Annotated in this window: 25 protein-coding genes and 1 tRNA gene; 12 read left to right on the top strand and 14 right to left on the bottom strand. The window is 69.6% G+C overall.

Features of this window, described 5'->3' with window-relative positions; translation table 11 throughout:
• Window positions 1-157: 157 nt before the first annotated feature.
• Window positions 158-1,933, bottom strand: a complete 1,776-nt coding sequence (locus tag DS837_RS03220) for an ATP-binding response regulator (protein WP_149163381.1) — start codon at window positions 1,931-1,933, stop codon at window positions 158-160.
• A 228-nt stretch (window positions 1,934-2,161) separates the two neighbouring features.
• Between DS837_RS03220 and DS837_RS03215 the strand changes: the two genes are divergently transcribed.
• The 5 genes from DS837_RS03215 (at window position 2,162) to sugE (ending at window position 5,071) form a co-directional block, all read left to right on the top strand.
• Complete coding sequence (locus DS837_RS03215) at window positions 2,162-3,220, top strand: hypothetical protein (protein WP_149163380.1); 1,059 nt, start codon at window positions 2,162-2,164, stop codon at window positions 3,218-3,220.
• Between the two features lie 19 nt (window positions 3,221-3,239).
• Window positions 3,240-3,812: a hypothetical protein gene (locus tag DS837_RS03210; RefSeq protein ID WP_149163379.1), complete on the top strand. Its 573-nt coding sequence runs from the start codon at window positions 3,240-3,242 to the stop codon at window positions 3,810-3,812.
• The gene (locus DS837_RS03205) at window positions 3,809-4,354 is read left to right on the top strand and encodes a hypothetical protein (RefSeq protein ID WP_149163378.1); all 546 of its coding nucleotides are present in this window, start codon (window positions 3,809-3,811) and stop codon (window positions 4,352-4,354) included. Before DS837_RS03210 ends, DS837_RS03205 begins: the two co-directional genes overlap by 4 nt.
• A gap of 84 nt (window positions 4,355-4,438) precedes the next feature.
• Window positions 4,439-4,612 carry a hypothetical protein gene (locus tag DS837_RS31945; protein ID WP_170295714.1) on the top strand — a complete coding sequence of 58 codons (174 nt, stop codon included), beginning with the start codon at window positions 4,439-4,441 and terminating at the stop codon, window positions 4,610-4,612.
• Between the two features lie 141 nt (window positions 4,613-4,753).
• Window positions 4,754-5,071 (top strand): quaternary ammonium compound efflux SMR transporter SugE, encoded by a 318-nt coding sequence (gene sugE, locus DS837_RS03200; RefSeq protein ID WP_109069639.1) that lies wholly within the window; start codon window positions 4,754-4,756, stop codon window positions 5,069-5,071.
• Between the two features lie 21 nt (window positions 5,072-5,092).
• Here sugE and DS837_RS03195 read toward each other — a convergent pair whose 3' ends face one another.
• The 4 genes from DS837_RS03195 to murA form a co-directional block, all read right to left on the bottom strand.
• The gene (locus DS837_RS03195; protein ID WP_149163377.1) at window positions 5,093-6,124 is read right to left on the bottom strand and encodes an SDR family oxidoreductase; all 1,032 of its coding nucleotides are present in this window, start codon (window positions 6,122-6,124) and stop codon (window positions 5,093-5,095) included.
• Window positions 6,125-6,220: 96 nt separating this feature from the next.
• Window positions 6,221-6,640 (bottom strand): OsmC family protein, encoded by a 420-nt coding sequence (locus DS837_RS03190; RefSeq protein ID WP_149163376.1) that lies wholly within the window; start codon window positions 6,638-6,640, stop codon window positions 6,221-6,223.
• A 13-nt stretch (window positions 6,641-6,653) separates the two neighbouring features.
• The gene (locus DS837_RS03185) at window positions 6,654-7,118 is read right to left on the bottom strand and encodes a DUF2948 family protein (protein ID WP_149163375.1); all 465 of its coding nucleotides are present in this window, start codon (window positions 7,116-7,118) and stop codon (window positions 6,654-6,656) included.
• Between the two features lie 44 nt (window positions 7,119-7,162).
• Entirely contained in the window at window positions 7,163-8,467 is a 1,305-nt protein-coding gene (murA, locus tag DS837_RS03180; RefSeq protein ID WP_149163374.1) for a UDP-N-acetylglucosamine 1-carboxyvinyltransferase, read from the bottom strand.
• 231 nt (window positions 8,468-8,698) lie between these two features.
• On the opposite strand from murA, the gene DS837_RS03175 reads away from it, so the two are divergent.
• Window positions 8,699-9,178, top strand: a complete 480-nt coding sequence (locus tag DS837_RS03175) for a GNAT family N-acetyltransferase (RefSeq protein ID WP_247889740.1) — start codon at window positions 8,699-8,701, stop codon at window positions 9,176-9,178.
• Here the strand turns inward: DS837_RS03175 and DS837_RS03170 are convergent.
• The 4 genes from DS837_RS03170 to DS837_RS03160 all read right to left on the bottom strand — a co-directional run bounded on the left by DS837_RS03170 (window position 9,147) and on the right by DS837_RS03160 (window position 12,647).
• Window positions 9,147-10,076: a DMT family transporter gene (locus tag DS837_RS03170; protein ID WP_149163373.1), complete on the bottom strand. Its 930-nt coding sequence runs from the start codon at window positions 10,074-10,076 to the stop codon at window positions 9,147-9,149. The two genes, DS837_RS03175 and DS837_RS03170, sit on opposite strands and share 32 nt — an antisense overlap.
• Window positions 10,077-10,168: 92 nt before the next feature.
• The gene (locus DS837_RS31940) at window positions 10,169-10,327 is read right to left on the bottom strand and encodes a hypothetical protein (RefSeq protein ID WP_170295713.1); all 159 of its coding nucleotides are present in this window, start codon (window positions 10,325-10,327) and stop codon (window positions 10,169-10,171) included.
• The gene (asnB, locus tag DS837_RS03165; RefSeq protein ID WP_149163372.1) at window positions 10,324-12,291 is read right to left on the bottom strand and encodes an asparagine synthase (glutamine-hydrolyzing); all 1,968 of its coding nucleotides are present in this window, start codon (window positions 12,289-12,291) and stop codon (window positions 10,324-10,326) included. The genes DS837_RS31940 and asnB overlap by 4 nt, the downstream gene beginning before the upstream one ends.
• Window positions 12,292-12,308: 17 nt before the next feature.
• Window positions 12,309-12,647: a hypothetical protein gene (locus DS837_RS03160; protein WP_149163371.1), complete on the bottom strand. Its 339-nt coding sequence runs from the start codon at window positions 12,645-12,647 to the stop codon at window positions 12,309-12,311.
• A 196-nt stretch (window positions 12,648-12,843) separates the two neighbouring features.
• Here DS837_RS03160 and DS837_RS03155 point away from each other — a divergent pair, with 196 nt between their 5' ends.
• The 6 genes from DS837_RS03155 to DS837_RS03130 all read left to right on the top strand — a co-directional run bounded on the left by DS837_RS03155 (window position 12,844) and on the right by DS837_RS03130 (window position 19,300).
• Window positions 12,844-13,827: an SDR family NAD(P)-dependent oxidoreductase gene (locus DS837_RS03155; RefSeq protein WP_149163370.1), complete on the top strand. Its 984-nt coding sequence runs from the start codon at window positions 12,844-12,846 to the stop codon at window positions 13,825-13,827.
• A gap of 10 nt (window positions 13,828-13,837) precedes the next feature.
• Window positions 13,838-15,028 (top strand): glycosyltransferase family 4 protein, encoded by a 1,191-nt coding sequence (locus tag DS837_RS03150; RefSeq protein ID WP_247889739.1) that lies wholly within the window; start codon window positions 13,838-13,840, stop codon window positions 15,026-15,028.
• A complete protein-coding gene (locus DS837_RS03145) occupies window positions 15,025-16,038 on the top strand; it encodes an MraY family glycosyltransferase (protein WP_149163369.1) in 1,014 nt (337 codons plus the stop codon). Before DS837_RS03150 ends, DS837_RS03145 begins: the two co-directional genes overlap by 4 nt.
• Window positions 16,038-17,006 (top strand): NAD-dependent epimerase/dehydratase family protein, encoded by a 969-nt coding sequence (locus DS837_RS03140; protein WP_149163368.1) that lies wholly within the window; start codon window positions 16,038-16,040, stop codon window positions 17,004-17,006. The genes DS837_RS03145 and DS837_RS03140 overlap by 1 nt, the downstream gene beginning before the upstream one ends.
• A 71-nt stretch (window positions 17,007-17,077) precedes the next feature.
• On the top strand, window positions 17,078-19,063 hold the full coding sequence (locus DS837_RS03135) for a polysaccharide biosynthesis protein (RefSeq protein ID WP_149163367.1): 1,986 nt from the start codon (window positions 17,078-17,080) through the stop codon (window positions 19,061-19,063).
• Between the two features lie 162 nt (window positions 19,064-19,225).
• Window positions 19,226-19,300, top strand: a tRNA-Thr gene (locus tag DS837_RS03130).
• Window positions 19,301-19,496: 196 nt separating this feature from the next.
• Here DS837_RS03130 and pal read toward each other — a convergent pair.
• The 5 genes from pal to tolQ all read right to left on the bottom strand — a co-directional run bounded on the left by pal (window position 19,497) and on the right by tolQ (window position 23,857).
• Entirely contained in the window at window positions 19,497-19,973 is a 477-nt protein-coding gene (gene pal, locus DS837_RS03125; RefSeq protein WP_149163366.1) for a peptidoglycan-associated lipoprotein Pal, read from the bottom strand.
• Window positions 19,974-20,121: 148 nt separating this feature from the next.
• Window positions 20,122-21,474 carry a Tol-Pal system beta propeller repeat protein TolB gene (gene tolB, locus DS837_RS03120; RefSeq protein WP_149163365.1) on the bottom strand — a complete coding sequence of 451 codons (1,353 nt, stop codon included), beginning with the start codon at window positions 21,472-21,474 and terminating at the stop codon, window positions 20,122-20,124.
• Window positions 21,475-21,476: 2 nt separating this feature from the next.
• Complete coding sequence (locus DS837_RS03115; RefSeq protein ID WP_149163364.1) at window positions 21,477-22,622, bottom strand: TonB C-terminal domain-containing protein; 1,146 nt, start codon at window positions 22,620-22,622, stop codon at window positions 21,477-21,479.
• A gap of 28 nt (window positions 22,623-22,650) precedes the next feature.
• Window positions 22,651-23,133 (bottom strand): protein TolR, encoded by a 483-nt coding sequence (gene tolR / locus DS837_RS03110; protein WP_014240514.1) that lies wholly within the window; start codon window positions 23,131-23,133, stop codon window positions 22,651-22,653.
• A gap of 1 nt (window position 23,134) precedes the next feature.
• Complete coding sequence (gene tolQ / locus DS837_RS03105; RefSeq protein WP_149163363.1) at window positions 23,135-23,857, bottom strand: protein TolQ; 723 nt, start codon at window positions 23,855-23,857, stop codon at window positions 23,135-23,137.
• Window positions 23,858-23,859: the final 2 nt, after the last annotated feature.

The following is a 23,859-nucleotide window of genomic DNA, read 5'->3' as shown; positions in this document are numbered from 1 at the left end:
GGTTCTTCCGTTGGAGTGCGACGAGGCCGTCTGTTGCGTCTGAACGTTCCGGACCGCGTCCTGAGATCGCGCCGGCCTTGTTATGGACACGTTACATTTCCGTCGGCGGCGCTGGAAGGATTATCACGGCGCACACCGGCGGGTCGGTGATGCGGAATCAGCCTTTCACGGGAAGGCGGACTCGGAAGACGCTGCCCTGTCCGACCGTGCTTTCCGCGGTGATCGATCCACCATGCAACAGGATGATCTGCCGCACCGTGTGCAGACCGATTCCGGTCCCCGGCACGCCCGCGGAACCGGCCCCCCGGTAATGCCGCTCGAACAGCAGAGGCAACTCGTTCTGCGGGATGCCGCGGCCCTGGTCGGCCACCTCCACCACCGCCACGCAGCCTTCGGCGCGCCCGCGCACGGTAACGCGGCAATCACCGTCCGAATATTTGAAGGCGTTGTTCAGCAGGTTGTTGAAGAGCATTCCCAACAGATGCCCGTCGGCCATCACCACCGGCGGCAGATGGTCAAGCTCAAGCCGGAAGTCGCAACCGGCGTAGGCGGTGCGGAAGGGTTCGGTCACCGAACGCAGCAGCGCCGGCAGATCGACCTCCGCCCGCTGCACCTTCAGCGTTCCGCCCTGCAGCCTCTCGTCGGTCAGATGCGTGTCGATCAGTCCGGTCAGGCGCTGCACGCTGCTGCGGATGACGCGCAGCCGTTCCAGCGAGTCCGGGGTCTCCCGCTCCGCCCGCAGGGTCAGCATCTGGGCGGCGCTGTCGATGATGGCCAGCGGGGTGCGGAACTCATGGCTGACCATGGTGACGAACTGGCGCTGCTGCTCGCGGGCGACCAACTCCGCCTCCAGCGCACGCTCCACCCGCTCCTTGGCGGCGACCAGAGCGGCCTGGTTGGCGGCCAACTCGGCCGTTCGCTCGCCGACGCGTCGTTCCAGCGACTGGTTCAGCGCGACCAGATCCTCATAGAGGCACACATTGTCGAAACCGATGATCACGCGGGCGCAGAACAACTCCAGCAGCCGGTGGTCGTCCTCGCGATAGGGCTCGCTCCGCTCCAGGGCGAAGACCGTCGTCCCATGCTCCCGCGTGCGGAAGGCGAGGATGCAACGGGCCGAGCCGTAATTGCTCTGCTGCGTCTCGAAGGCGGCGATCACCTGGGCGGTCAGGTCGGGCTCCAGCGCATCGGAGGCGGGTCGTCCGACGAAACGCGCGAAGCGGCTGGAGCCGGCGACCACCGTGGCCCGCGTCTTGCCGTCGCCGCGGTCCACCATGCGACAGGCCAGAACGGCGCCGCCGCTGTTGTCCACGACCTTGCTGAGTTGGTCCACCAACTCTTCCACCAGCGTGCGCATGGACCGGGTTTCGAACAGCGGTGCGGAGGCGGTGAGGATGCGCTCCAGCCCCTGGCGGTGCCGCTCGATGGTCACGATGTCGCGCCACGCCCGCAACCCGCTGACCAGCGTGGTGAACAGGCGCTGGGCGGTGAGTTCGCTCTTGGCCTTGTAGTCGTTGATGTCGTAGGCGACGACCACGTCCCGCTCCGGCGCCTGCCCGGGCTGGCCGGTGCGCAGGATGATGCGCATGCGGTGGTTGTTGAGATCCTCGCGGATGAAGCGGACAAGACGCAGGCCGGCGTCATCGGTTTCCATCACCACGTCGAGAAGCGCCACCGGAATGTCCGGGCGCGTCAGAAGCAGCGACCGGGCGGCCGCGGCGGACAGGGCGCTGACCACTTCGAACGGGCGGCCTTCGAACTCGAAGTCGCGCAGCAGCACCTCGGTCATGGTATGAACCTGGGGATCATCGTCGACCACCAGCACGGGCCAGGGGTCCGCCGGTCGGATGTTGGCCGCGGAGTCGTCGGCAAACCCGTCGTCGGGGCCGAACAGCGGCTCGTCGTCCAGACCTTCGTCCCTATCCTGGCCCATGGCCTCCTCCACGCACGACCTACCCTAATGGTTCCGCATCACCGGCCAGAAAGGCACCAAAGCGGTACGAGACCTAAGCCCGGCCGTCCAGAGCCGTATCAAATTGTCACAAAACGCGATGTTTTAGAGCCATCTAGCGCGAATTGGCGCCGATTCTGCCCTTTGATGAATACCCAAGTATTACCTTAATCTTTTATACTCTCCGAAAACGAGGGAGTGGGCCCGCGTATGGACATGGATCTGGGCATGGACCTCAAGGGCGGGAACCTCAATGCTGGGGATTTGGACGGCATGGAAGTGAACGGTTCGAACACGAACGGCGCCTCTGTCGGACGGTACGCGGTGTTCCGCCGAATCCTGTCATGCTTCGAGCAGAGTTCCGGTTCGTCGCGGACCGCGGAGCGGTCAGCCAGCCAACCCATGCGCGCCCTGCTTCTCGGCCTGCTGTCCAGCCGGCGCCGGGCGCACACACGCCGACTGTGGGCGCGCTGGCTGGAGCCGGTGATGCTGCGCGATCCGGCCCTGCTGTCCATCGCGGACCCGTTGCCCGGCTGCATTCGCGTCATCGACACCGCCGGTTGGTGGCCGGCCCTGTCGCGGCGCATGGACGACCTGCCGGTCACCGTGGAGACCCGCCTGGAGAACCGGCTGGGCGACGGCGTCCTGGACCGGGTCCTTGCCTCGCCGGAGATGGTCGACTGGGCCGAATCCTTGCGGGAGCGGTCGCTGGCCGTCCTGGACGCGTTGCGCACCGACCCCGGCGCGCTCGCCCTGTTCCTGGAGGAGGCCAACACGCATCGCATGCGTGCCGCCAGCACCCTGGCGATTCCCGGCGGGGTCGCTGCGCTCCGCCCCTTGGACGGCACGGACGTGGACACTCTGGCCTCCGCGCTGCGCCTGTCGGACGGGTGGCGAGCCCTGGGAGGGCGGGCACCGGACATGGAGATCGACGAGTTGCTGGCCTGCGTGCGTGGCGCGATAACCGACGGCAGCGTCCCGCCGGAGGCGATGGCCCTCTTCGCGGTGGCCGGACTTTACACACACCGCGACCCCCTGCTGGGTGCGGCGCTTCGGGCGCTGTTGCCCCTGCCGCTGGTCGATGCCGCCGCCGCCTGGCTGACGGCGCACACGGAGGAAACGGCCGACGGCGTCACGGACGCGTCTCCGTTCGGCAGCGGTCCGGCACGGGGATTCGACCGCGGCCTGCACCTGTTCGAGGCCGCGCGGCGTTCCGAGAATGCCCTGTCCGGGGTGATGGGCACGGCCGGCGGAATGGGCGGACGCTGATGGTTCGGATGGTGACGCGATGAACATGGACACCTTCGCCTTCGCCGTGCTGGTGCTGTGCGTCGGCGCCCTCGGCCTTGCCATCGTCTATGAGGCGTCCCGCCTGACCGCCACCAGCAGCCGCAAGGCGCTGGCGCGGCGGAAGCTGGAGGTCCTGGCCGCCGACCTCGCCACCCTCGGCCGGCAGATCGAGGATGCCCAGGCCGAGAGCACGTCCCGGCAGGAGTCCATCGACCGGTTGACCGCCGAGCGCGGGCGCCTGACCGGCCTGATCGCGGCGGTGAAAGCGTCCAAGATTGCCCTGGTGCACGAGATCGGCGACGCGCAGAGCGGCGCCCAGCGCTATGAGAGCGAGTTGCGCACCGTCCCGGATTTCGCCCGCCTCGACCCTCGGCGCATGCTGTTCGCGCGGGTGATCTGGGAGCGCCGGAACATCGCCCGCGTCTGGGCCGACACACCGGACGCCGCGGCCGCGATGCTTCAGCGCGCATTCAGCACGCGCAACGGCGTCCTGTCCTCGCGGCCCGAGACGATTCCGCTGATCCCGGCCGGAAACGGGGCCAACGACGGCGCGCGGCCGGTCTCCCCATGACGGCGATCATCCTCTACGCGTCGCTGCTGCTTCTGGCGGCCAGCGTGCTGGTGAACCGGATGGGAGAACGCCGCGTCCGCGCGGCGCGCAACGAACTGACCACCGCCGACAAGGACATCCGGGCCATGGAGCAGCGCGTCCAGGAGGCCCGGAAGACGCTGGAGACGACCCGCGGAAAGCTGGGCGGTCTGGAGGAGACGCTGACCGAGTCGAAGCGGCAGGCCGAACTGCTGGAACGGCAGCTCGACGCGGTCCAGCAGGCGCCGATGGAACTCTTCCACGTCTTCGACCGGCTGGAAGCCCGGCCCGGAACCATTTGGGAGGTGGCGGTGCGCCGCGCTCCGGATGCGTTCTTCACCAGCGGCGCCATGGCCGCCTCCTGGCGCGACGGGCGGGCCTATCTGGTCGTTGCCGCCAACCAGAAGGAGGCGCTGGACCGCGTCGCCCAGCGCTTCCCGCGCGTCAACGGCTACGAGATCGGACCGGTCCTGACCTGCCGCCTGTTCCTGCCCAAGGACGCTGCGGAGCGCAAACGGGCCTGAACCCGCCCTGTGAGCCCCGCCACAGCGTGGGGCGAACACCATGGTTAGAGTGGAGCGAACGACCCTCCCACCCTGGTGACCGCCATGACCCGCCGCACCGCACCGAACACTCAGCCCCCTTCCCCGTCGCAGCCGGCCACCCGCGAGCGTCTCGCCCCCGCCTTCACGGTCCTGCCACTGGACGACCGCCGCTGCCCCCGCCGCGAGGTCGCCATGCTGTGCGAGACCGACAGCGGCCACCGCTGGGATGGGGCTTGACCGGGCCGCCCGCATCCCTATATCCCGGTCGCCCTCCCGTGAGGACGACCTCACCACGGCACACCCGACCATGGCACCCCCGAGTCGGGCGTGGGGAGTTCGGCGGGGACGACCCTGCCTCCAATCCATCGGAGGTGTTCCGTGTCCTGGGTCATCCTGTTCTTCGCCGGCCTCTTCGAAATCGGCTGGGCCGTCGGCCTGAAGCAGACGGAAGGCTTCACCCGTCCCATTCCCACCGCCCTGACCGTCGCCTCGATGGTCATCAGCCTCGCCCTGCTGGGGATGGCGCTGAAGTCGCTGCCGCTCGGCACCGCTTACGCCGTGTGGACCGGCATCGGGACGGTCGGCACCGTCATCCTGGGCATCTGGCTCTACGGGGAATCCGCCGACATCCTGCGGCTCGGCTGCATCGCGCTGATCGTGGCGGGCATCCTCGGGCTGAAGCTGATCACACCGTGATGTGCCGTCCGTGACCCGCCGTCAGGCGCGCTCCTTCCGCAGCGCCGCCCGTGCGGCGTAGCCGATCCCTCCAACCACCGCAAGACCGGCAAGGAAGGCGAAGCCGCGCGCCGCGGTTCCCGTGGTGCTCAGCGCCAAGCGCTCCTCCTGCCCGGTGAAGCGCCCGTGCGTGCGGTGCAGGCCGGGCACCGGCTCGAACAGGTTGTCGGGCCGGCCGGGCGCTTCCGCCTCCTCCGTCTCCTGCCCCTCGAAGGCGGTGAAGGCCGCCCGGTAATCGGCGTAGGCGGGAAGCGCCTGCGTCCCAAGGATCGCCTCGGCGGTGGTGAAGCCCAGCCAGTGCTCGCGCTTCGGATCCGCCGCGGCCCGGACGATCGCGCGGCCGATGTCATCCGGGTCGAAGATGGCGCCGACCGGCTTCGCCCGGTGCGGCATGTGGCTGCGCGCCCAGTCGAACTGCGGGGTATTGACGGCGGGCAGATGGACCATGGTCACCCGAACACGGCTGCCGTCGTGGATCAGTTCCGAGCGCAGGCTGTCGATGAAGCCGCGGATGGCGCTCTTGGCCCCGCAATAGGCGGCCTGGAGCGGGATGGAGCGGTAGGCCAGCGCCGACCCGACCTGAAGGACCAGGCCGCGGTCGCGCGGCAGCATGCGGCGCAGCGCCGCCATCGTGCCGTGTACGGAGCCGAGATAGGTGACCTCGGTCACCCGCCGGATTTCCTCGGGCGTCAGGTCGCGGATGCGCCCGAACACCGTCACCATGGCGTTGTTGACCCAGACGTCGATGGGGCCGAGCGATTGCTCGACCTGCTCGGCGGCGGCCTCCACCGCCTCGGCGTTGGCCACGTCGGCGGGCAGCACCAGCGCCGTGCCGCCGTGCCGCTCGATCTCCGCCGCCACCGCCTTCAGCGCGTCACGGGAGCGGGCGATCAGCCCGACCGCCGCACCCCATTCCCGCGCGAAGGCGAGCGCCGTCGCCCGCCCGACCCCGGCGGACGCTCCGGTGACGACGACGACGGGCCGGTTCCGGCCGGCAACGGGATTGGTGGGCATGGCGGCAGGGCTCCGTGGGCAGGGACGAGCATCGACGCTGTCCCAACCCGCCCGGAGCCCGCCGGTTCCGCCACCACAGTTCCGCCGCCGTTGCGCTTACGGCGCCTCGACGATCTCGAAATCGTGGGTGATCGCGGCGGTGGCGCCCAGCATGATGGAGGCGGAGCAGTATTTCTCCGCCGACAGGGCGATGGCGCGCTCCACCTTCGCCGGGTCCAGGCCGCGCCCGGTGACCACGAAATGGACGTGGATCCTGGTGAAGACCTTGGGGTCGGTCTCGGCGCGCTCGGCCTCGATCTCGGCCACGCAGTCGGTGATGGCCTGACGGCCCTTCTCCAGGATCATCACCACGTCGAAGCCGGTGCAGCCGCCCATGCCGATCAGCAGCATCTCCATGGGCCGGATGCCCAGGTTGCGCCCGCCCGCCTCCGGCGCGCCGTCCATGATCACGGCATGGCCGCTGCCGGACTCGCCGACGAACATCCGCCCGTCAACCCACTTCACCCGCGCCTTCATGGCGGTCTCCCAATTATTGTTCGTCTTCCAATGGATGGCAGGGCTTGCAGCCGGTCGGCCAGGGCTCGCCCAGATCCTCCACGAAGCAGGTCCAGGACGGGCTTTCCAGCCGGATGCAGGCGCCGCCGGCGAAATTCAGGACCAGGGCGCCCTCCACCGCCTCGACGGAGAGCAGTTCCAGGATCTGCGCGCGGTTCCTCACGTCGAGGCCGCGGAGCTTGACCGCCGTCACCCCTTCGATCCGCACGCCGCAATTGACGCGCTCGAACGGATTCAGCTGGTCGTCGTCGGCGGTGGGGCCGGGGCGGCGCCGGTCCGCCGTCTCCCACTTGAAGCGGTTGGCCACCAGCACGAAGCGCGCCTCTTCGGGCAGGAAGCACATGTCGCCGATCGGCAGGATGGCGTCCTGCAGGCAGGCGGAGACGACTTTCAGATCCTCGGCATCCTGGGCGCGCAGGCGGATCGACGTGGCGGTCATGAGCTTCCCTTCGCTGTGGACGGCTGAACGGGCGGAGGACGCCGTCAGTCGTCCTCCGCCCGGATGCGTTCGATGTCCGCGCCGCAGGCCGCCAGCTTCTCCTCCAGCCGCTCGTAGCCGCGGTCGAGGTGATAGACGCGGTTGACCGTCGTCTCCCCTTCCGCCGCAAGACCGGCCAGGACCAGCGACACCGACGCGCGGAGATCCGTCGCCATAACGGGCGCGCCGGTCAAACGCTCCACACCCCGGACGAGGGCGGAGGAACCGTGCACCGTGATGCGGGCTCCCATGCGGGTCAGCTCGGGCGCGTGCATGAACCGATTCTCAAATATGGTCTCGGTGATCATGCCTGCACCCCTGGCCGTGCACATCAGGGCCATCATCTGGGCCTGAAGGTCGGTGGGGAAGCCGGGATAGGGCTCGGTCATCACGTCCACGCCGACCAGCTCGCCGTTGGCGCGGGACACGCGGATGCCCGTCTGGCCGTTGGTCTCGATCTCGGTGAACTCCACGCCCGCCGGGACCAGGGCGGTCACCGCCGCCTTGATCAGGTCCAGACGGGTGTTCAGGATGTCCAGCGTGCCGCCGGTCATCGCCGCCGCCATGGCGTAGGTGCCGGTCTCTATGCGGTCCGGCACCACCATGTGGCGGGCGCCGTTCAGCCGGTCCACGCCGACGATGGTCAGCCGGTCGGTGCCGATGCCGGTGATCTTCGCGCCCATCTTGACAAGGCATTCGGCGAGGTCGCTGACCTCCGGCTCGCGGGCGGCGTTGACCAGGACGGTGGTGCCGCGGGCCAGCGTGGCGGCCATCAGCAGGTTCTCGGTGGCGCCCACCGACACCTTGGGGAAGACATACTCGGCACCGCGCAGGCCGCCCTGCGGCGCCTTGGCGACGATGTAGCCGCCCTCGATGCGGATGTCCGCCCCCATGGCCTCCAGGCCCTTGATGTGCAGGTCCACCGGGCGCGCGCCGATGGCGCAGCCGCCGGGCAGCGACACCTTGGCCTCGCCGCAGCGGGCGAGCAGCGGGCCGAGCACCAGGACGCTCGCCCGCATCTTGCGGACGAGGTCGTAGGGGGCCGTGGTGTTGGTGATGTCGCGGGCGGTGAACTCCACCACGCGGCCGGCGCAATCCCCGCCCGCCCCGGCCATGTGGATCGCGACGCCGTGCTGGAGCAGCAGGTTGCACAGCGTGTTGATGTCCGCGAGGATCGGCAGGTTGGTGAGCGTCAGCGTCCCGTCGGTGAGGAGCGCCGCGGTCATCAGCGGAAGCGCCGCGTTCTTGGCGCCGCCGACCGTGATCGACCCGTGAAGGGGCTTGCCGCCGCGGATGCGGATCTTGTCCATGAAGCTGTCTTGTCCGGTCAGATGCTGTCGAAAAGGCCGAAGCCCGGCGGATTAGGCCATCTTGCGGGTCCGAGGGTCCACGACACGTCCATCGTCGGCGGACGTCTCGGGTCTTACGGGGATTGAATCTGTCAGGCGTTGTAGCGGAGCATGCGGGCACGCTCAAGGGAAGGAATTGAGGCTTTTTCTCATGGAAGCCCTTCTCCCGCCGCAATTGAAAGGACGGACCGCGTGACACAGGACAGCGCCCGGGACAACACCCAGGACAGCATGGTGGCCGGGCTGACCCTCTCCCTTTCCGGGCTGCTCGACCCGGACGAGGTGAAGCAGATCCACGGCGAACTGCGCGCCTTCAACGAGCGCTTCACCGCCCCCTACGACCTGCGGGAGATCATGATCACCGTCCGCGACGCCGACGGGGCGTTGATGGCCGGGCTGACCGGCTACACGAACTGGGAGTGGCTGTATGTGGACTATCTGTGGGTCCATGACAGCCGGCGCGGCGGCGGGCTCGGCGCCCGCCTGCTCGCCGCCGCGGAAGAGGAGGCGGTGAAACGCGGCTGCCGCTGGTCGCGCCTCTACACCTACGATTTCCAGGCGCCGGGCTTTTATCGCAAGCAGGGCTACGAGGTCTGGGCGGAGATGGAGGGCTACCCGCCCGGGCACACGCAGATCTGGCTCAGGAAGGCTCTGCGGCCGGACGCGGAATAGCCTGCACGGCGGATTCGTTGCGCTTCAGGAAGACGATCACCGCGCAGACCACGGCCATTCCGGCCAGTTGGGGCGGCTCGAAGGTTTCGCCCAGCAGCAGGAAGGCCGTCACCCCGGCGAAGACGGGATCGAGCATGCCGATCACCGTCGCCGGGAACGGCTCGATGGTTTTCAGCCCCTCCAGATAGAGCCAGTAGGGCGCCACCGTGCCGAACACACCGATGAACAGCACGAAGCCCACCGTCTCCCAGGTCACCTCGACCGCCGCGTAATCAATGGCCGGAGTGGCGAGCAGCCAGAACAGCGCCGACAGGAAGAAAGGCCAGAAGGTCATCGACCAGCTGTCCAGCCCCCGCCGGTGGCCGTGGGCGCAGCGGACGTTGTAGGCGGCGAAGGACACGGCGCAGAGCATGCCGACCGCCGCCCCCAGCGCGTTGCCCGACCACAGGGCCGGGTCGTAGGCGCCGACCAGCAGGAAGCAGCCGGCGGCGTTGCCCACCAGGATCAGCGCGACCGCCCGGTTCATCCGGTGGGTGCCGAGCAGCAGCCCGGCGGCCACGATCAGCATGGGCGCGGTGTATTCCAGCATCAGCGCCAGCGCCACGTTGGTCAGGGCGATGGCGTAGAAGAAGGTCAGGTTGACCAGCGTCAGCCAGACCGCCAGCTCCCCCAGGAACGGCAGGTCCGCCCGCCGCACCCGGATCGGCCGGCCGAGCGTCAGCATGATCAGGGCCAGCACAGCGGCGGACACCATGGCGCGCACCGCGATCATGACCAGCGGCGGCATGGAGGCGACGAACATCATCTTGGCCGCCGTCCCGGCCACGCCGAACAGCAGGGCTGAGGCGACGATGCAGCCATAGCCCCACAGGCGCGCCCGCGCCGACTCAACCACCATGGCCCTGCCCTGCCCCGTTCCGGATCGGCGGCAACGATACCGTGCGACCAACTCCGAACCGATGCGGCAAATGCGTCATCGGTTAATGACAGTCAGCCCGGCTGGCCGTCCTTCTCCCGCCCGCGCGCCTGCTCCTTGCGCTTGCGCAGGTTCTCGCGCAGGCGGGCGGCGAGCCGGTCCTGCTTGTCGTCCTTCTTCGGCGGGGCGGCGGGAGTCGCAGCGGGAATCTTGGTCGTCTCGTCGGTCGTCATGCGGCGCTCGCGGCAAGCGGAGCCGGGGCGGCGGCGCTGCCCCAGCGGCGGTTCCAGTCCTGGAACATCAGCACGTTCCAGAGCCGGTGCTGGTTGTTGCGGGTCCCCGCCAGATGCTCCGCCCAGCAGGCGCGGATCGGCGCGGGGTCGAAGAAGCCTTCCCGGCGCAGCCGCCCCTCGTCCAGCAAATCCTCCGCCCAGTCGCGCAGCGGGCCGCGCAGCCAGCCGTCCAGCGGGATGGCGAAGCCGGCCTTGGGCCGCTCCACCAGGACCGGCGGGACATGGCGGTAAAGGACCTGCCGGAGCAGCCACTTGCCCTTGCCGTCGCGCAGCTTCTGCGATTGCGGCACGCGCCAGGCGAACTCCACCACCCGATGATCGAGCAGCGGCACGCGCGCCTCCAGCGACACGCCCATGCTGGCGCGGTCCACCTTCGCCAGGATGTCGTCCGGCAGATAGGTGACGCTGTCGAGATGCTGCATGCGCTCGACGAAATCCGGGATGCCCGCGGCCAGCCCGTCGTCCCAGGCCGGGCCATGCGGCTCCCGCCCGCCGCGGACCAGCGCATCGGGCTCCTGCCACTGGCTGACCAGACGGCGGTAGATGGCGTCCGGCCCGGCGGCGTCCAGCACGCCGGCCAGCTTGTGCAGCTTGTCACCGGTCTGGCGCGGGCGGCGCCTCTCGGGGATCAGCCCGGCCAGCGCGTCCCAGCCGGCGGGCCGGACGGCGCGGATCAGCCCGGCGGCGCCCCGGCGCAGCCCGGCGGGCAGCGAGGCCATGCGCCGCCACAAGGCGGGCGCCGTGAGATAGCGGTTGTAGCCGGCGAACAGCTCATCGCCGCCGTCGCCGGACAGCGCCACGGTGACGGAACGCCGGGTCATCTCCGAGACCAGCAGAGTCGGGATCTGCGAGCTGTCGGCGAAGGGCTCGTCGTACCAGTCGGCCAGCCTGGGGATGACTTCCAGCGCGTGGCTGGCCTCCACCCGAAGCTCGGTGTGCTCGGTGCCGAGGTGGGCGGCGACGGCGCGGGCGTGGACCGCCTCGTCGTAGCCGTCCTCGCCGAACCCGATGGTGAAGGTGCGCACCGGCCGCGCGCTCTGCGCCTGCATCAGCGCGACGACGGTGGAGCTGTCGATCCCGCCGGACAGGAAGGCGCCCAGCGGCACGTCGGCCATCATCTGCCGCCCGACCGCGTCCTTGAGCAGCGATTCCAGCGCTTCCGTCGCGTCGGCGTCGGACAGCGACAGCCGGTCGGCAATGCCGGCCCGTGCCGCCGCACCGGCGTCCCAATAGACGGTGCGCTTGGGGTCGCGCCCCGGACGGACGGTCAGGATGCTGCCCGGCTCCAGCTTGTGGACGCCCTGGTAGATGCTGTGCGGCGCCGGGACGTAGCTGAAACGCAGATAGGCGGACAGCGCGTCGCGGTCGATTTCCGCCGCGAAAGCCGGATGGGCGCGCAACGCCTTGGGCTGGGAGCCGAACAGCAGCGCCCCGCCCATCCGCGACCAATAGAGCGGCTTCACCCCCAGATGGTCGCGCACCAGAACGAGCGTGCGCTCGCGGCGGTCCCACAGGGCGAAGGCGAAAATGCCGACCAGGCGGCGCACAGCGCGCTCGACGCCCCAGGCGGCGCAGCCTTCCAGCAGCACTTCGGTGTCCGAATGGCCGCGGAATTGGTGGCCGGCGGCTTCGAGTTCCGCCCGCAAATCCTGGAAATTGTAGATCTCGCCGTTGTAGGCGATCACCCAGCGCCCGTCCGCCGACTCCATCGGCTGTCGGCCCAGCGGCGACAGCTCGACGATGGCGAGCCGCCGGTGGCCGAGCGCGATCCCGGCCTCGCCATCGGCCCACACGCCGTCCCCATCGGGACCGCGGTGGGCGATGGTGTCGGCCATGCGCCGCGCCGTGGCCTCAAGGCCGGACTCAGAGCCCGGGCCGGCCAGAAAGCCGCAGATGCCGCACACGGCGCGCGCCCTCGCCCTTAGTGGTCGGACCGGTGCAGGATGCTGTCGCGCAGACCCGTCTCGTAGGCCATGCCCTCGGCGGTCACGACCCCGTAACCGGGATCGCGGCGCAGCATGCCCTTGCGTTCGAGGATGGTCCAGACGGCCTCGTTGGTCAGGCCGGTGGCGTCGCGGGAAGCGACGACCGCGCTGCCCAAATGGAAGTGGTTGCCATGGGCGTGCGGCAGGTTGGTGACCTGGAAGGCCCCCTCCTCGCCTTCGACCGGCTTCTGCTCCAGACGGGCGAGTTCCTGAAGGAGGGTCAGCGTCTTGAGCTGAAGCGGGTTGAGGTTCGCGGGATTCTTCTTCGGCGGCATGGATGTCCGGCTCGGCAACGTGATTAAGGTTGCGGCAGTAGATCGGGTGCGCCCGGCGGCTGTCAAGCGGCGGAGGATTTTTGCGGACTGGCGTCCCGCGACGGGCTCGGGCATAAGACGGGCTGTTGACGCGCGCGCGCGTGACTTTTTTAAAGGCAAGCGTCTGGCCGGCGCAGGCCCGTCAAGGATGGTGGATATGACGATCGTGGTCACCGGCGCGGCCGGTTTCATCGGCTCGCACGTCGCGGCGGCCCTGTTGGATCGCGGCGAGACGGTGTTGGGGATCGACAACCTCAACGACTACTATTCCGTGGCGTTGAAGGAGGCGCGGCTGGCCCGCCTCGCCGCCCGCCCCGGCTTCCGCTTCGTCAAGGCCGACGTGTCCGACCGCGCCGCCATCGAGGCGCTGGCCCCCGACTTCGCGGAAGCGAGCGGCGTCGTGCATCTGGCCGCCCAGGCCGGCGTGCGCTATTCGCTGGAGAACCCCTACGCCTACGTGGACGCCAACGTCACCGGGCAGGTGGCGATGCTCGAAGCCGCACGGCGCATGCCGAAGCTGCAGCATTTCGTCTACGCCTCCACCTCCTCCGTCTACGGCGCCAACAAGAAGATGCCTTTCTCGGTGGAGGACCGCGTCGACTCCCCCATGTCCATCTACGCCGCCACCAAGAAGGCGGCGGAGATGATGACTTACGCCTACTGCCACCTCTACAAGTTTCCGGCGACGGGCCTGCGCTTCTTCACCGTCTACGGCCCCTGGGGACGTCCGGACATGGCCGCCTACCTGTTCGCCGACGCGATCATGGCGGGCCAGCCGATCCGCGTCTTCAACGAGGGCCGGATGAAGCGCGACTTCACCTTTGTCGAGGACATCGCGGCGGGCGTCCTGGCTACGCTGGACTGCCCGGCGAAACCCGACGTCAACGGCGCGCCGCACACCGTCTACAACCTCGGCAACAACCGCACCGAGGACCTGATGCGCTTCATCGGCATCATTGAGGAATCGCTGGGCCGCGAGGCGGTGAAGGTCATGGAGCCCTTGCAGATGGGCGACGTGCCGGAAACCACCGCCGACATCGAGGCGAGCCGCCGCGACCTGGGCTATGAGCCGAAGACGCCGATCGACGTCGGCCTGCCCCGCTTCATCGCGTGGTACAAGGACTATCACGGCATTGCCTGAGGCCCGTCCCGTGAGCACCAGACCCACAAACGCCGGCCGCAAGCTGATCTATCTGGTGACGGAGGACTGGTATTTCTGGTCCCACCGCCTGCCCATGGCCCGCGCCGCCCGCGAGGCCGGGTTCGAGGTCGCCGTCGCCACCCGCGTCGCCCAGCACGGCCCGCGCATCGAGGCGGAGGGCTTCCGCGTGCTGCCGCTGTCCTGGCAGCGGCGCAGCATCAACCCGGCGGGCGCCCTGTCCGCCGTGGCGGAGATCGCCGCGCTGTACCGGCGGGAGGCGCCGGATCTGGTCCACCACGTCGCCATGAAGCCGGTGCTGCTGGGCGGGCTGGCCGCCGGGCTGGCCGGGGTGCCGGCGGTGGTGAACGCGCTGACCGGGCTGGGCTCCGCCTTCCTCGGCACCGGCGGGCTGAAGTCCCGCGTCGCCGGGGCCGCGGCCCGCCCGCTGCTGCGCACCGTGCTGAAGCGCCCGAACAGCGTGACCATCCTGCAGAACGAGGACGACCGGAAGACGCTGGTGGCCGCTGGGCTTCTGCCCGACGAGCGCGCCTGGATCATCCGCGGCTCCGGCGTCGACACCGCCCATTATCAGGTGCTGCCCGAGCCGCCGGAGCCGCCGGTGACGGTGGGCTGCGTCGCCCGGCTGCTGGCTGACAAGGGCATCGGCCCGCTGGTCGAGGCGCAACAAATGCTGCAGGCCAGGGGGCTGGACGTCCGGCTGCTGCTGGCCGGCACGCCCGACCCGGAAAACCCGACCTCCGTGACCCAGGGCGAACTGGACCGCTGGGCCGCCCTGCCCGGCGTCGAACTGCCCGGCCACAGCGCCGACGTGCGGCAGATCTGGGCGCGCTGCCACATCGCCGTGCTGGCCTCCCGCCGCGAGGGGCTGCCGAAGAGCCTGCTGGAGGCCGCGGCCTGTGGGCGGGCCATCGTCGCCACCGACGTGCCGGGCTGCCGCGAAGTGGCCCACGCCGGCGAAAACGCCCTGCTGGTCCCGCCCGACGACGCCGCGGCCCTGGCCGACGCGCTGGAAGCCCTGGTGCGCGACGCCGCCCTGCGCCAGCGCTTCGGCGCCGCCAGCCGGCGTCTGGTCGAATCCGACATGGCGTCCGACCGGGTGGGCGCGAAGACGGTCGAGCTGTACCATCGGCTGCTGGCGTCCACCCAGCCCGGCACGGCCCCGGTCGCGGAGGCATCATGAGCGGCCCCCTGGCCTTGTTCCTTGCCTTGTTCCTCGCCCTGGCCGGCAGCTTCGCGCTGTCCTGGCTGTTCACCGGGCGCGTGCTCGCCTATCTGCGGCGCAAGGCGATCCTCGACCATCCGAACGACCGCTCCAGCCATTCCATTCCGACGCCGCGCGGCGGCGGCTGGGGCGTCATGCTGACGCTGCTGCCCGTCTGGACGCTCATCGCGATGACGGCGGACCATCCGCTGCGGGCGCTGCCCATCCTGGCCGGAACGGTGGCGCTGATGGCGGTGTCCTGGATGGACGACCGGCGCGGGCTGGGTCCGGCGCCGCGATTCCTCGCCCAGATCGCCGCGGTGGTCGCAGGGCTGAGCGCGCTTCCCGGCGATGGCTTGGTGTTCCAGGGACTTCTGCCTTTCTGGGTGGATCGGCTGGTGGCCGCGGTCGGCTGGCTGTGGTTCGTGAATCTGTTCAACTTCATGGACGGCATCGACGGTCTGGCCGGCAGCGAGGCGGCGTCCATCGGCGCCGGGCTGGCGCTGGTTGCGGCGCTCGGCGCGCTCGACCCGGCGCTGGCGCTCTATGGGCTGGCCGCGGCGGGGGCGGCGCTGGGCTTCCTGGTGTGGAACTGGCACCCCGCCAAGCTCTTCATGGGCGACGTCGGCAGCGTGCCGCTGGGCTTCACGCTGGGCTGGCTGCTGCTGGCCCTGGCGGCATCGGGGCCGTGGGTGGCGGCGTTGCTCATCCCCGCCTATTTCCTGGCCGACGCCACCGTCACCTTGCTGCGCCGTCTGGCCGAGGGCAAGAAGGTCTGGCAGGCCCACCGCGAGCATTTCTATCAGAAGGCCATCCAGCGCGGGCGCAACCACGCCCAGGTGGTTCGGTTGGTCCTGGCGCTGAACGCCATGCTGCTGCTGCTGGCCGTGGCGTCTCTGGCGCTCGGCTGGGCGGTGCTGCCGGCGGGGGCCGCTGCGGTCGTGCTGCTGCTGGCCTTGCTGGCGCGGCCTGCGCGGGCGGCGGCGTGATGCGCGTCCTGGTCACCGGGGCCACCGGTTTCGTCGCGCGGACGGTCATCCCACTGCTGGTGGAGCGCGGGCACAGCGTGCGCGCCGTGGTGCGCCAGAAGGGAGATGGCAGGCCCGACATTGCGGTTCCGCACGCCGCGGACACCGTCACCATCGGTGACATCGGCCCCGCCACCGCCTGGGGCAGCGCGCTCCAGGGCATGGACGCGGTGGTCCATCTGGCCGCCCGCGTCCATGTCATGCGCGACCGCGAGTCCGATCCGCTGGCCGCCTTCCGCTGCGTCAACACCGCCGGCACCCGCGTGCTGGCCGAGGCCGCCGCGGCGGCGGGCGTCAAGCGGATGGTCTATCTCAGCAGCGTCAAGGCGCTGGCCGACGAGAGCCGGCCGGAGGAGTTGAGCGAGGAGACGGAGCCCGATCCGCATTCCCCCTACGGCATCTCCAAGTTGGAGGCCGAACGGGCATTGGCGGAGATCTCGGCCCGCACCGGGTTGGAAGCCGTGGTGATCCGCCCGCCGCTGGTCTACGGCCCCGGGGTGGGCGGCAACTTCCTGCGGCTGATGCAGGCGGTGGACCGCGGCATCCCCTTGCCGCTGGGCGCCCTGGAAAACCGGCGCAGCCTGATCTTCGTGGGCAATCTCGCCGACGCCATCCAGGAGTGCCTGACCCACCCGCAGGCGGCCGGCGGCCGGTTCCTGGTCCATGACGGACGCCCCATGTCCACCCCGGAGCTGGTGCGCGCCATCGCGGAGGCGCTGGGCAAGCCCGCGCGCCTTCTGCCCGTGCCGCCGTCCCTGCTGGCGCTCGCCGCGCGGCTGGCCCGGCGGGAGGCCATGCTGGACCGCGTCGCCGGCTCGCTGGTGATCGACGACGGCGCCATCCGCCGCGCGCTGAACTGGCGCCCGCCCTGCTACCCCGCGTACGGCTTGCGCCTGACCGCCGAATGGTTCAAAGCTGTGCGCGGCTGAACGGCCAGGATGGGCCTGGGATTTCCCGAAAGGGAACGGCTCCGGCGAAGCGATAGTCTAAGGTAAAGCGCATGCGTATCCCGTCTCCGCGGGCGTCCCTCGTCTACCTGCATGATCTGACGATGACGGCCGCCGCCCTGGTCGTGGCTCTGTATCTGCGCGTGGGCGAGCAGGCGTTCCAGGAATACAGAGACCCGCTGCTGACGGGATTGCCCATCCTGGTGCTGATCGCGGCGGTGGTGTTCCGCTTCTCCGGGCTGTACCGCGGCATCTGGCGCTACGCCTCCGTCCCCGATCTGGCGCAGCTCCTGCGCGCGGTCACGACGGTCGTGCTCTGCTTTCTGGCGGTCATGTTCCTGCTGACCCGGCTGGAGTCCCTGCCGCGGTCCCTACCGGTGATCCTGTGGTTCGTGCAGCTCGTTCTGCTGGGCGGGCCGCGCTTCGCCTACCGCCTTTTGAAAGACCGCCGTCTCGGCCTCCACGATCGGGAAACGGGGGGTGTGCCGCGCATCCCGGTGCTCCTGCTCGGCGTCAGCGACGCGGCGGAGCTGTTCATCCGCTCGCTGGACCAGAACGCCGGCGCCGCCTACCGCGTGGTCGGCCTGTTGGACGACAAGAACCGGCGCATCGGCCACGCCATCCGCGGCGTGCCCGTTCTCGGCGGCCCGGACGACCTGCCCCGCGTGGTCGAGGATCTGGCGCAGCGCGGCGACCGTCCGCAGCGCCTGATCGTCGCCAAGGGTCAGGCCGACGTGACCGGCACCGTGCTGCGCGACCTGCTGGAGCAGGCGGAATCGCTCGGCCTGTCCATGGCCCGCCTGCCCAGCCTGACCGAGTTCAAGTCGGCGCTGGGGGAAGGCAAGATCGAGGTGCGCCCGATCGCGCTGGAGGATCTTCTGGGCCGCCCCCAGGCGGTGCTTGATCGCGGCGCCATCGCCAGCCTCGTCACCGGGCGGCGCGTCGTCGTCACCGGAGCGGGCGGCACCATCGGCAGCGAACTGGTCCGCCAGATCGCCGCCCTCCAGCCGGAGACGCTGACCCTCGTCGATGCCGGGGAATTCAACCTCTACAGCATCGAGATGGAGGTGCGGGAGCGCTTCCCCGCCCTGGCGCTCCAGGCGGTGATCGCCGACGTGCGCGACCGCGACCGCATCTTCCGCCTGTTCCAAACGCAACGCCCGCACATGGTCTTCCACGCCGCGGCGCTGAAGCATGTGCCGCTGGTGGAGGCCAACCCGGCGGAAGGCGCCCTGACCAACGTCATCGGCACCCGCAACGTCGCCGACGCGGCGCGGGCGGGTGGCTGTCAGGCGATGGTTCTGGTGTCCACCGACAAGGCGATCCGCCCAACCAGCGTGATGGGCGCCACCAAGCGCTTCGCCGAATGCTACTGCCAGGCGCTCGACATGCTGCCGCCGCGAGACGGCAGTGAGACGGCGACCCGCTACATGACCGTCCGCTTCGGCAACGTGCTGGGCTCCAGCGGGTCGGTGGTGCCGCTGTTCACCCGCCAGCTCGCCAAGGGCGGCCCGCTGACCGTCACCCATCCCGACATGCGCCGCTACTTCATGACGGTGCGTGAGGCGGTCGAACTGGTGCTCCAGGCGTCGGCCCACGGCGTGGCCCGTGTGGAGGAGCGCGGTAAGGTGCTGGTGCTCGACATGGGTGAGCCGGTGAAGATCGTCGACCTTGCGCGGCAGATGATCCGGCTGGCCGGTTACCGGCCCGGCCACGACATCAAGATCGAGTTCACCGGCCTGCGCCCCGGCGAGAAGCTGTTCGAGGAGATCCTGACCTCGACGGAGGCTCCGACGCGCACGGAGGCCGACGGCGTCTTCCTCGCCTCCCCGCGGGTCATCGACTACGCCCTCATCAACCGCGCGCTGGGCGAGCTTGAATCGGCCGCGCGGGCGGGGGATGCGGAGCGGGTGATGACGATCCTGTCCAACATCGTCCCCGATTTCCGCGCGGAGGCCGTCCTGCCGCCGCCGAGCGCCTTCGGCAACGCCGCGGCGGGCGGCGAGGCCGGGGCGCTGAACCAGGGCCGTTCCGACTGAGTGACGGGGAAGCGGACATGACCATGGGCGGGGATTTTCCCGCCCATTTTTCTTTGCTGAAAAGGCACTTCACCGCTTGCATCGGAGCAAAGCCTGTGGCATAACCCGCGCCACTTCGACGGTTGGCCGCAAGTTCTTCCCGGCCAGCGACACCGTCCCGGCGCTGCCGTAGCTCAGTGGTAGAGCACTCCCTTGGTAAGGGAGAGGTCGAGAGTTCAATCCTCTCTGGCAGCACCATCCTCCCCCCTTCGTTATTTCTTTGAGAATGCTGAAGCGCAGCCGTTGGCACGGCTTGCGTGGCTTTTTGCGTTCTGCGTCCGCCACGACGAAACAGCCCGGCCCCACGCCGGCCGTCCTCAACACCTCAAAGAAAAACGCCGCCCCGGATCGCTCCGGAGCGGCGTTTCCCTTGGAACCCGGACGGGCGCCGTCGTTAGTCGACGACGGTCACGCCACGGCGGTTCTGCGCCCAGGAGGCCTCGTTCGAGCCGAGGACCGCCGGCTTCTCCTTGCCGTAGGAGATGACCTTGACGCGCGAGGCGTTGATGCCGCCGGCGACGAGGTAGTTCTTCACCGAGTTGGCGCGGCGCTCGCCCAGGGCGAGGTTGTACTCGCGGGTGCCGCGCTCGTCGGCGTGACCTTCGACGGTCACGGTGACGTTCGGGTACTGCTTCAGCCAGGACGCCTGACGGTCCAGGGTGGCGCGAGCCTCCGGAGCCAGGTCGTAGCGGTCGAGACCGAAGAACACGCGGTCGCCGACGTTGACGACCAGGTCTTCCTGCGAGCCCGGGCGGATCTGGCTGGACGTGGCGGCGCCAGTGGCGTTGGCGTTGCCGGCATCCTTCGGAGCGGTTTCGCAAGCGGCAACCAGAGCGACGGCGGCGATCAGGCTCAGATACTTGATACGCATGTTAAATGACCCCCTAAGCGACACGAGATGTTTTGACCGGATTGTGAAGGAAGAACGCCGCCGACTTCCGCCAGACCCCGACGGAAGTACCGACCTCCGGCCTTCGTCTTGAGCGTCGTTCTTGCGCGCGCAAAATAGGGCTACTCCACTAGGGAATCAAGGGCGACCATGCGGGATCGGAGCCGTCGAGCGGAGTGATCACACGGCGTTCGTTTGCGCCCGTCACATCAATCGTGTAGAGCTTCGCGCTTCGCCCGCGGCCGTCGCCGGCCGGAACATCGCGGAAGAAGCTCAGCACGCGGCCGTTCGGCGCCCAGGTCGGGCCTTCGACGTGGAACGACTCGGTCAGGATGCGCTCGCCGGTGCCGTCCGGACGGATCACGCCGAGCGCGAAGTTGCTGCCGCGCTGGCGGGTGAAGGCGATCAGATCGCCGCGCGGCGACCACACCGGCGTGCCGTAGCGGCCCTCGCCGAAGGTCAGGCGCTTCTGCCCCGAACCGTCCGCGCCCATGATGTAGAGCTGCTGGCTGCCGCCGCGGTCCGACTCGAAGACGATGCGCTGGCCGTCCGGCGAATAGCTGGGGCCTGTGTCGATGCCCGGCGAATCGGTGAGCTGGGTCTGGCGGCGGGTCCGCAGGTCCAGGGCGTAGATGTCGGTGTTGCCGTTCTGCGCCATGCTCATGATGACCTTGTTGCCGTCCGGCGAGAAGCGCGGGGCGAAGGTCATGCCGACGAAGTCGCCGAGGACTTCCTGGCGGCCGCTGTCGATGTTGAACAGGTACACGCGCGGCTTCTTGTTGAAGTACGACATGTACGTGATTTCCTGGGTCGCCGGCGAGAAGCGCGGCGTCAGGACGAGGTTCTTGCCGTCGGTGAGGAACTGGTGGTTCTCACCGTCCTGATCCATGATGGCGAGTTGCTTCTTGCGCGCGTTGGCCGGGCCGGATTCGGCCACATAGACGATGCGCGTGTCGAAGTAGCCCTCCTCGCCGGTCAGCCGCTTGTAGATGGCGTCGGCGACGATGTGGGCGATGCGGCGCCAACTGTCGGCGGTCGCGGTGTAGCTCAGCCCCTGCATGTACTGGCCGGCGGCGACGTCCCACAGGCGGAAGTCGACCTTCATGCGGCCGTCGCCCATGGCGGTGGTGTTGCCGGCAACCAGCGCCTGGGCGCCGACGGCGCGCCAGTCCTGGTAGCGCGGCTCGCCGGAGCGGAGCTGGTCCGGGGTCTGCAGGAAGCCCTTGGGGTCGAGCGGCCGGAACAGACCCGACCGCTCCAGATCGGCGGCGACCACCTTGGAGATGTCCGAGCCGACCTGCGCCTCGCGCCCGCCGGCACCGGCGAAGCTGGTGATGGCGATCGGCAGCGGCTCGACCACGCCCTTGGTGATGTCGATTCGCACCTCGGCGCGGGCCGGGGCGGGCGCCGCGACGCCGAGGGCGAGCAGCAGGGCGCCGGCGCAACCGGCGGCCTTCAGCAGGAGCCTCGTCTTCTTCGTCATGGTCAGAACATGTCCCTCGGGTCGAAATTGAACACGAAGTAACGCCACTCTTCATACCGGGCGGGCGTGAAGTCGCCGGAGAACTCGCTGATGGGCAGGGGGCTGGCCCGCTTCACCGCGCGCAGCGCGGCGTCGGCCGATGCCCGGAAGGCCGCGTCCGACATGTAGCGGGAGCGGTACCTCTCGTTGATCGTCGCGTTGAGGACCGAACCGTCGCGGCCCAGCTCAACGATGATCTCCACCTGCATGTTCCCGGCGTCCTTGCGGCCCGGGTCGAAGTTCCAGTTCTTGCTCACCGCCCCGCGGATGCCATCGATGGCGCGCCCGGACGGCTTGAACGGCTTGTCCGGACCGTTCACCGCCTTGGCGGCCCCCGACGGCGCCGGCGATGCGGCGGCGTTCTGGGTCGGCCTGGCGTCGGCCTTGCTCTCCGAAGCCGCCGGTTTGGCCGGGGCGTTCTTCTGAACGTTCTTCAGAAGGTCGGCCAGCGCGTCGGTCTTCTCCGGCGGCTTTTCCGGCTTCTTCGGTTCGGCCTTCGGAGGCTCCGGCTTGGCCGGCTCGGGCTTCTTGGGCTCGGGCTTGGGCGGTTCCGGTTTGGCCGGTTCCGGCTTCTTCGGCTCGGGCTTGGGAGGCTCAGGCTTGGGAGGCTCAGGCTTGGGAGGCTCAGGCTTCGGCGGTTCCGGTTTGGGCGGCTCCGGCTTCGGAGGCTGCGGCTTCGGTTCCGGCTTGGGCTCGGGCGGCTTGACCACCGGCGCCGGCTCCGGATCGGGCGGCGGCGGAGGTGGCGCCGGCTTGGGCGGCGGCGGCGGTTCGCGCGCCGGGGGCGGCGTCACCTGGGCGACCTTGGGCGGCTCCGGAACCTTCGGTTCGGGCCGGGGCGGCGGCGGGGGCGGCGGCTCGCTGGCCGGCTCCGGCGGCGCGGGGGCCGGCGGGCTCGGCTTGGCCTCGGGGACCGGCGGCTTGGGCGCCGACGGCTTCGGCTCGCCCTTGTCGACGCGCGCGGCCTGGGTCACCTCGCCCATGTCCACGATCTCGATCGGGATGGACTCGGGGATGTCCAGCTTGCGATCGCTGGGCGGCATGCCGAGCACGAACAGCGCGACCAGCGCGACGTGCAGCGTTGCCGAGGCGATCAGGGGTTTGCGCATGGGTCAGCCTTCAACTCGCCGTGGCGTCTCAGCGCTGCGCCGAGCCGCCGACGCGCGGCCCGGTGGCGCCCGGCCCGCTGGGCATCTCGGCGACCAGCCCGACCTTCTTGAAGCCGGCGGCGCTCATGGTGCCCATCACCTCCAGCATCTTGCCGTAGGCGATCTTCGCGTCGCCGCGCACCAGGATGCGGGCGTCCGGGTTGTTGTTGGTGACGGCGATCAGCAGCGGCACCATGTTGGCCGTCTCCACCGCCGTCTCCTGCACATAGACGCGGCCGTCGGACTGGACGGTCACGAACAGCGGGTCCTTCTGCGCCTCCAACGGGGCGGCGTTGGTCTTCGGCAGATCGACGGGCACGCCGACGGTCAGCAGCGGTGCGGCGACCATGAAGACGATCAGCAGCACCAGCATGACGTCGATGAAGGGCGTCATGTTGATGTCGGCCATCGCGCGGTATCCGCGGCGGCGGCCCCGACCGTGGCCGCCCTTTCCTGCGAGCTGGGCTCCCATGTCAGGCGGCTCCCCGCTCCTCGAGGTGGCGCGACAGGATCGCCGAGAACTCGCCCGAGAAGGTCTCCAGCCGGTCGGCGTAGCGGCCGAGGTCGGTGGTGAACTTGTTGTACGAGATCACGGCGGGGATGGCGGCCACGAGACCCAGCGCCGTGGCGAACAACGCCTCCGCGATGCCGGGGGCGACGACGGCGAGGCTGGTGTTGCCCGACGCGGCGATGGAGGTGAAGGAGTTCATGATGCCCCACACCGTGCCGAACAGGCCGATGAAGGGGGCCGTCGAACCGACCGACGCCAGGAAGGTCATGTAGCGTTCGGCGCGCAGCATTTCGCGACCGATGGTCACCGACATGACGCGCTCGACCCGCTGCTGCAGCGAGCCCTTCATGGAACCGATGCCGCGGTCGGCGGCGTGGCGCCATTCGCGCATGCCGGCGGCGAAGGTGGCCGACATCGGATCGGTCGGGTTCTGGCCGATGCGGTCGTACAGGGCGTCCAGCGAACCGCCCGACCAGAAGCTCTCCTCGAAGGCGTCCGCCTGCGCGTTCAGGCGGCGGATACGCATCAGCTTCTCGATGATGATGGCCCAGCACCACACCGAGGCAACCAGCAGCATCAGCATCACGACCTTGACGATCAGGTCGGCCTGCCAGAACAGGCCCCACATCGTGATGTCGTGGGCCTTCGCCGCGGCCCCAACCACCTGGGCGGAATTCAGATCCATCG

It is taken from the genome of Azospirillum brasilense, from assembly GCF_008365405.1.
GTDB classification, from domain to species: Bacteria; Pseudomonadota; Alphaproteobacteria; order Azospirillales; family Azospirillaceae; genus Azospirillum; species Azospirillum brasilense_D.
This window is presented reverse-complemented; position numbering and strand designations above follow the sequence as displayed.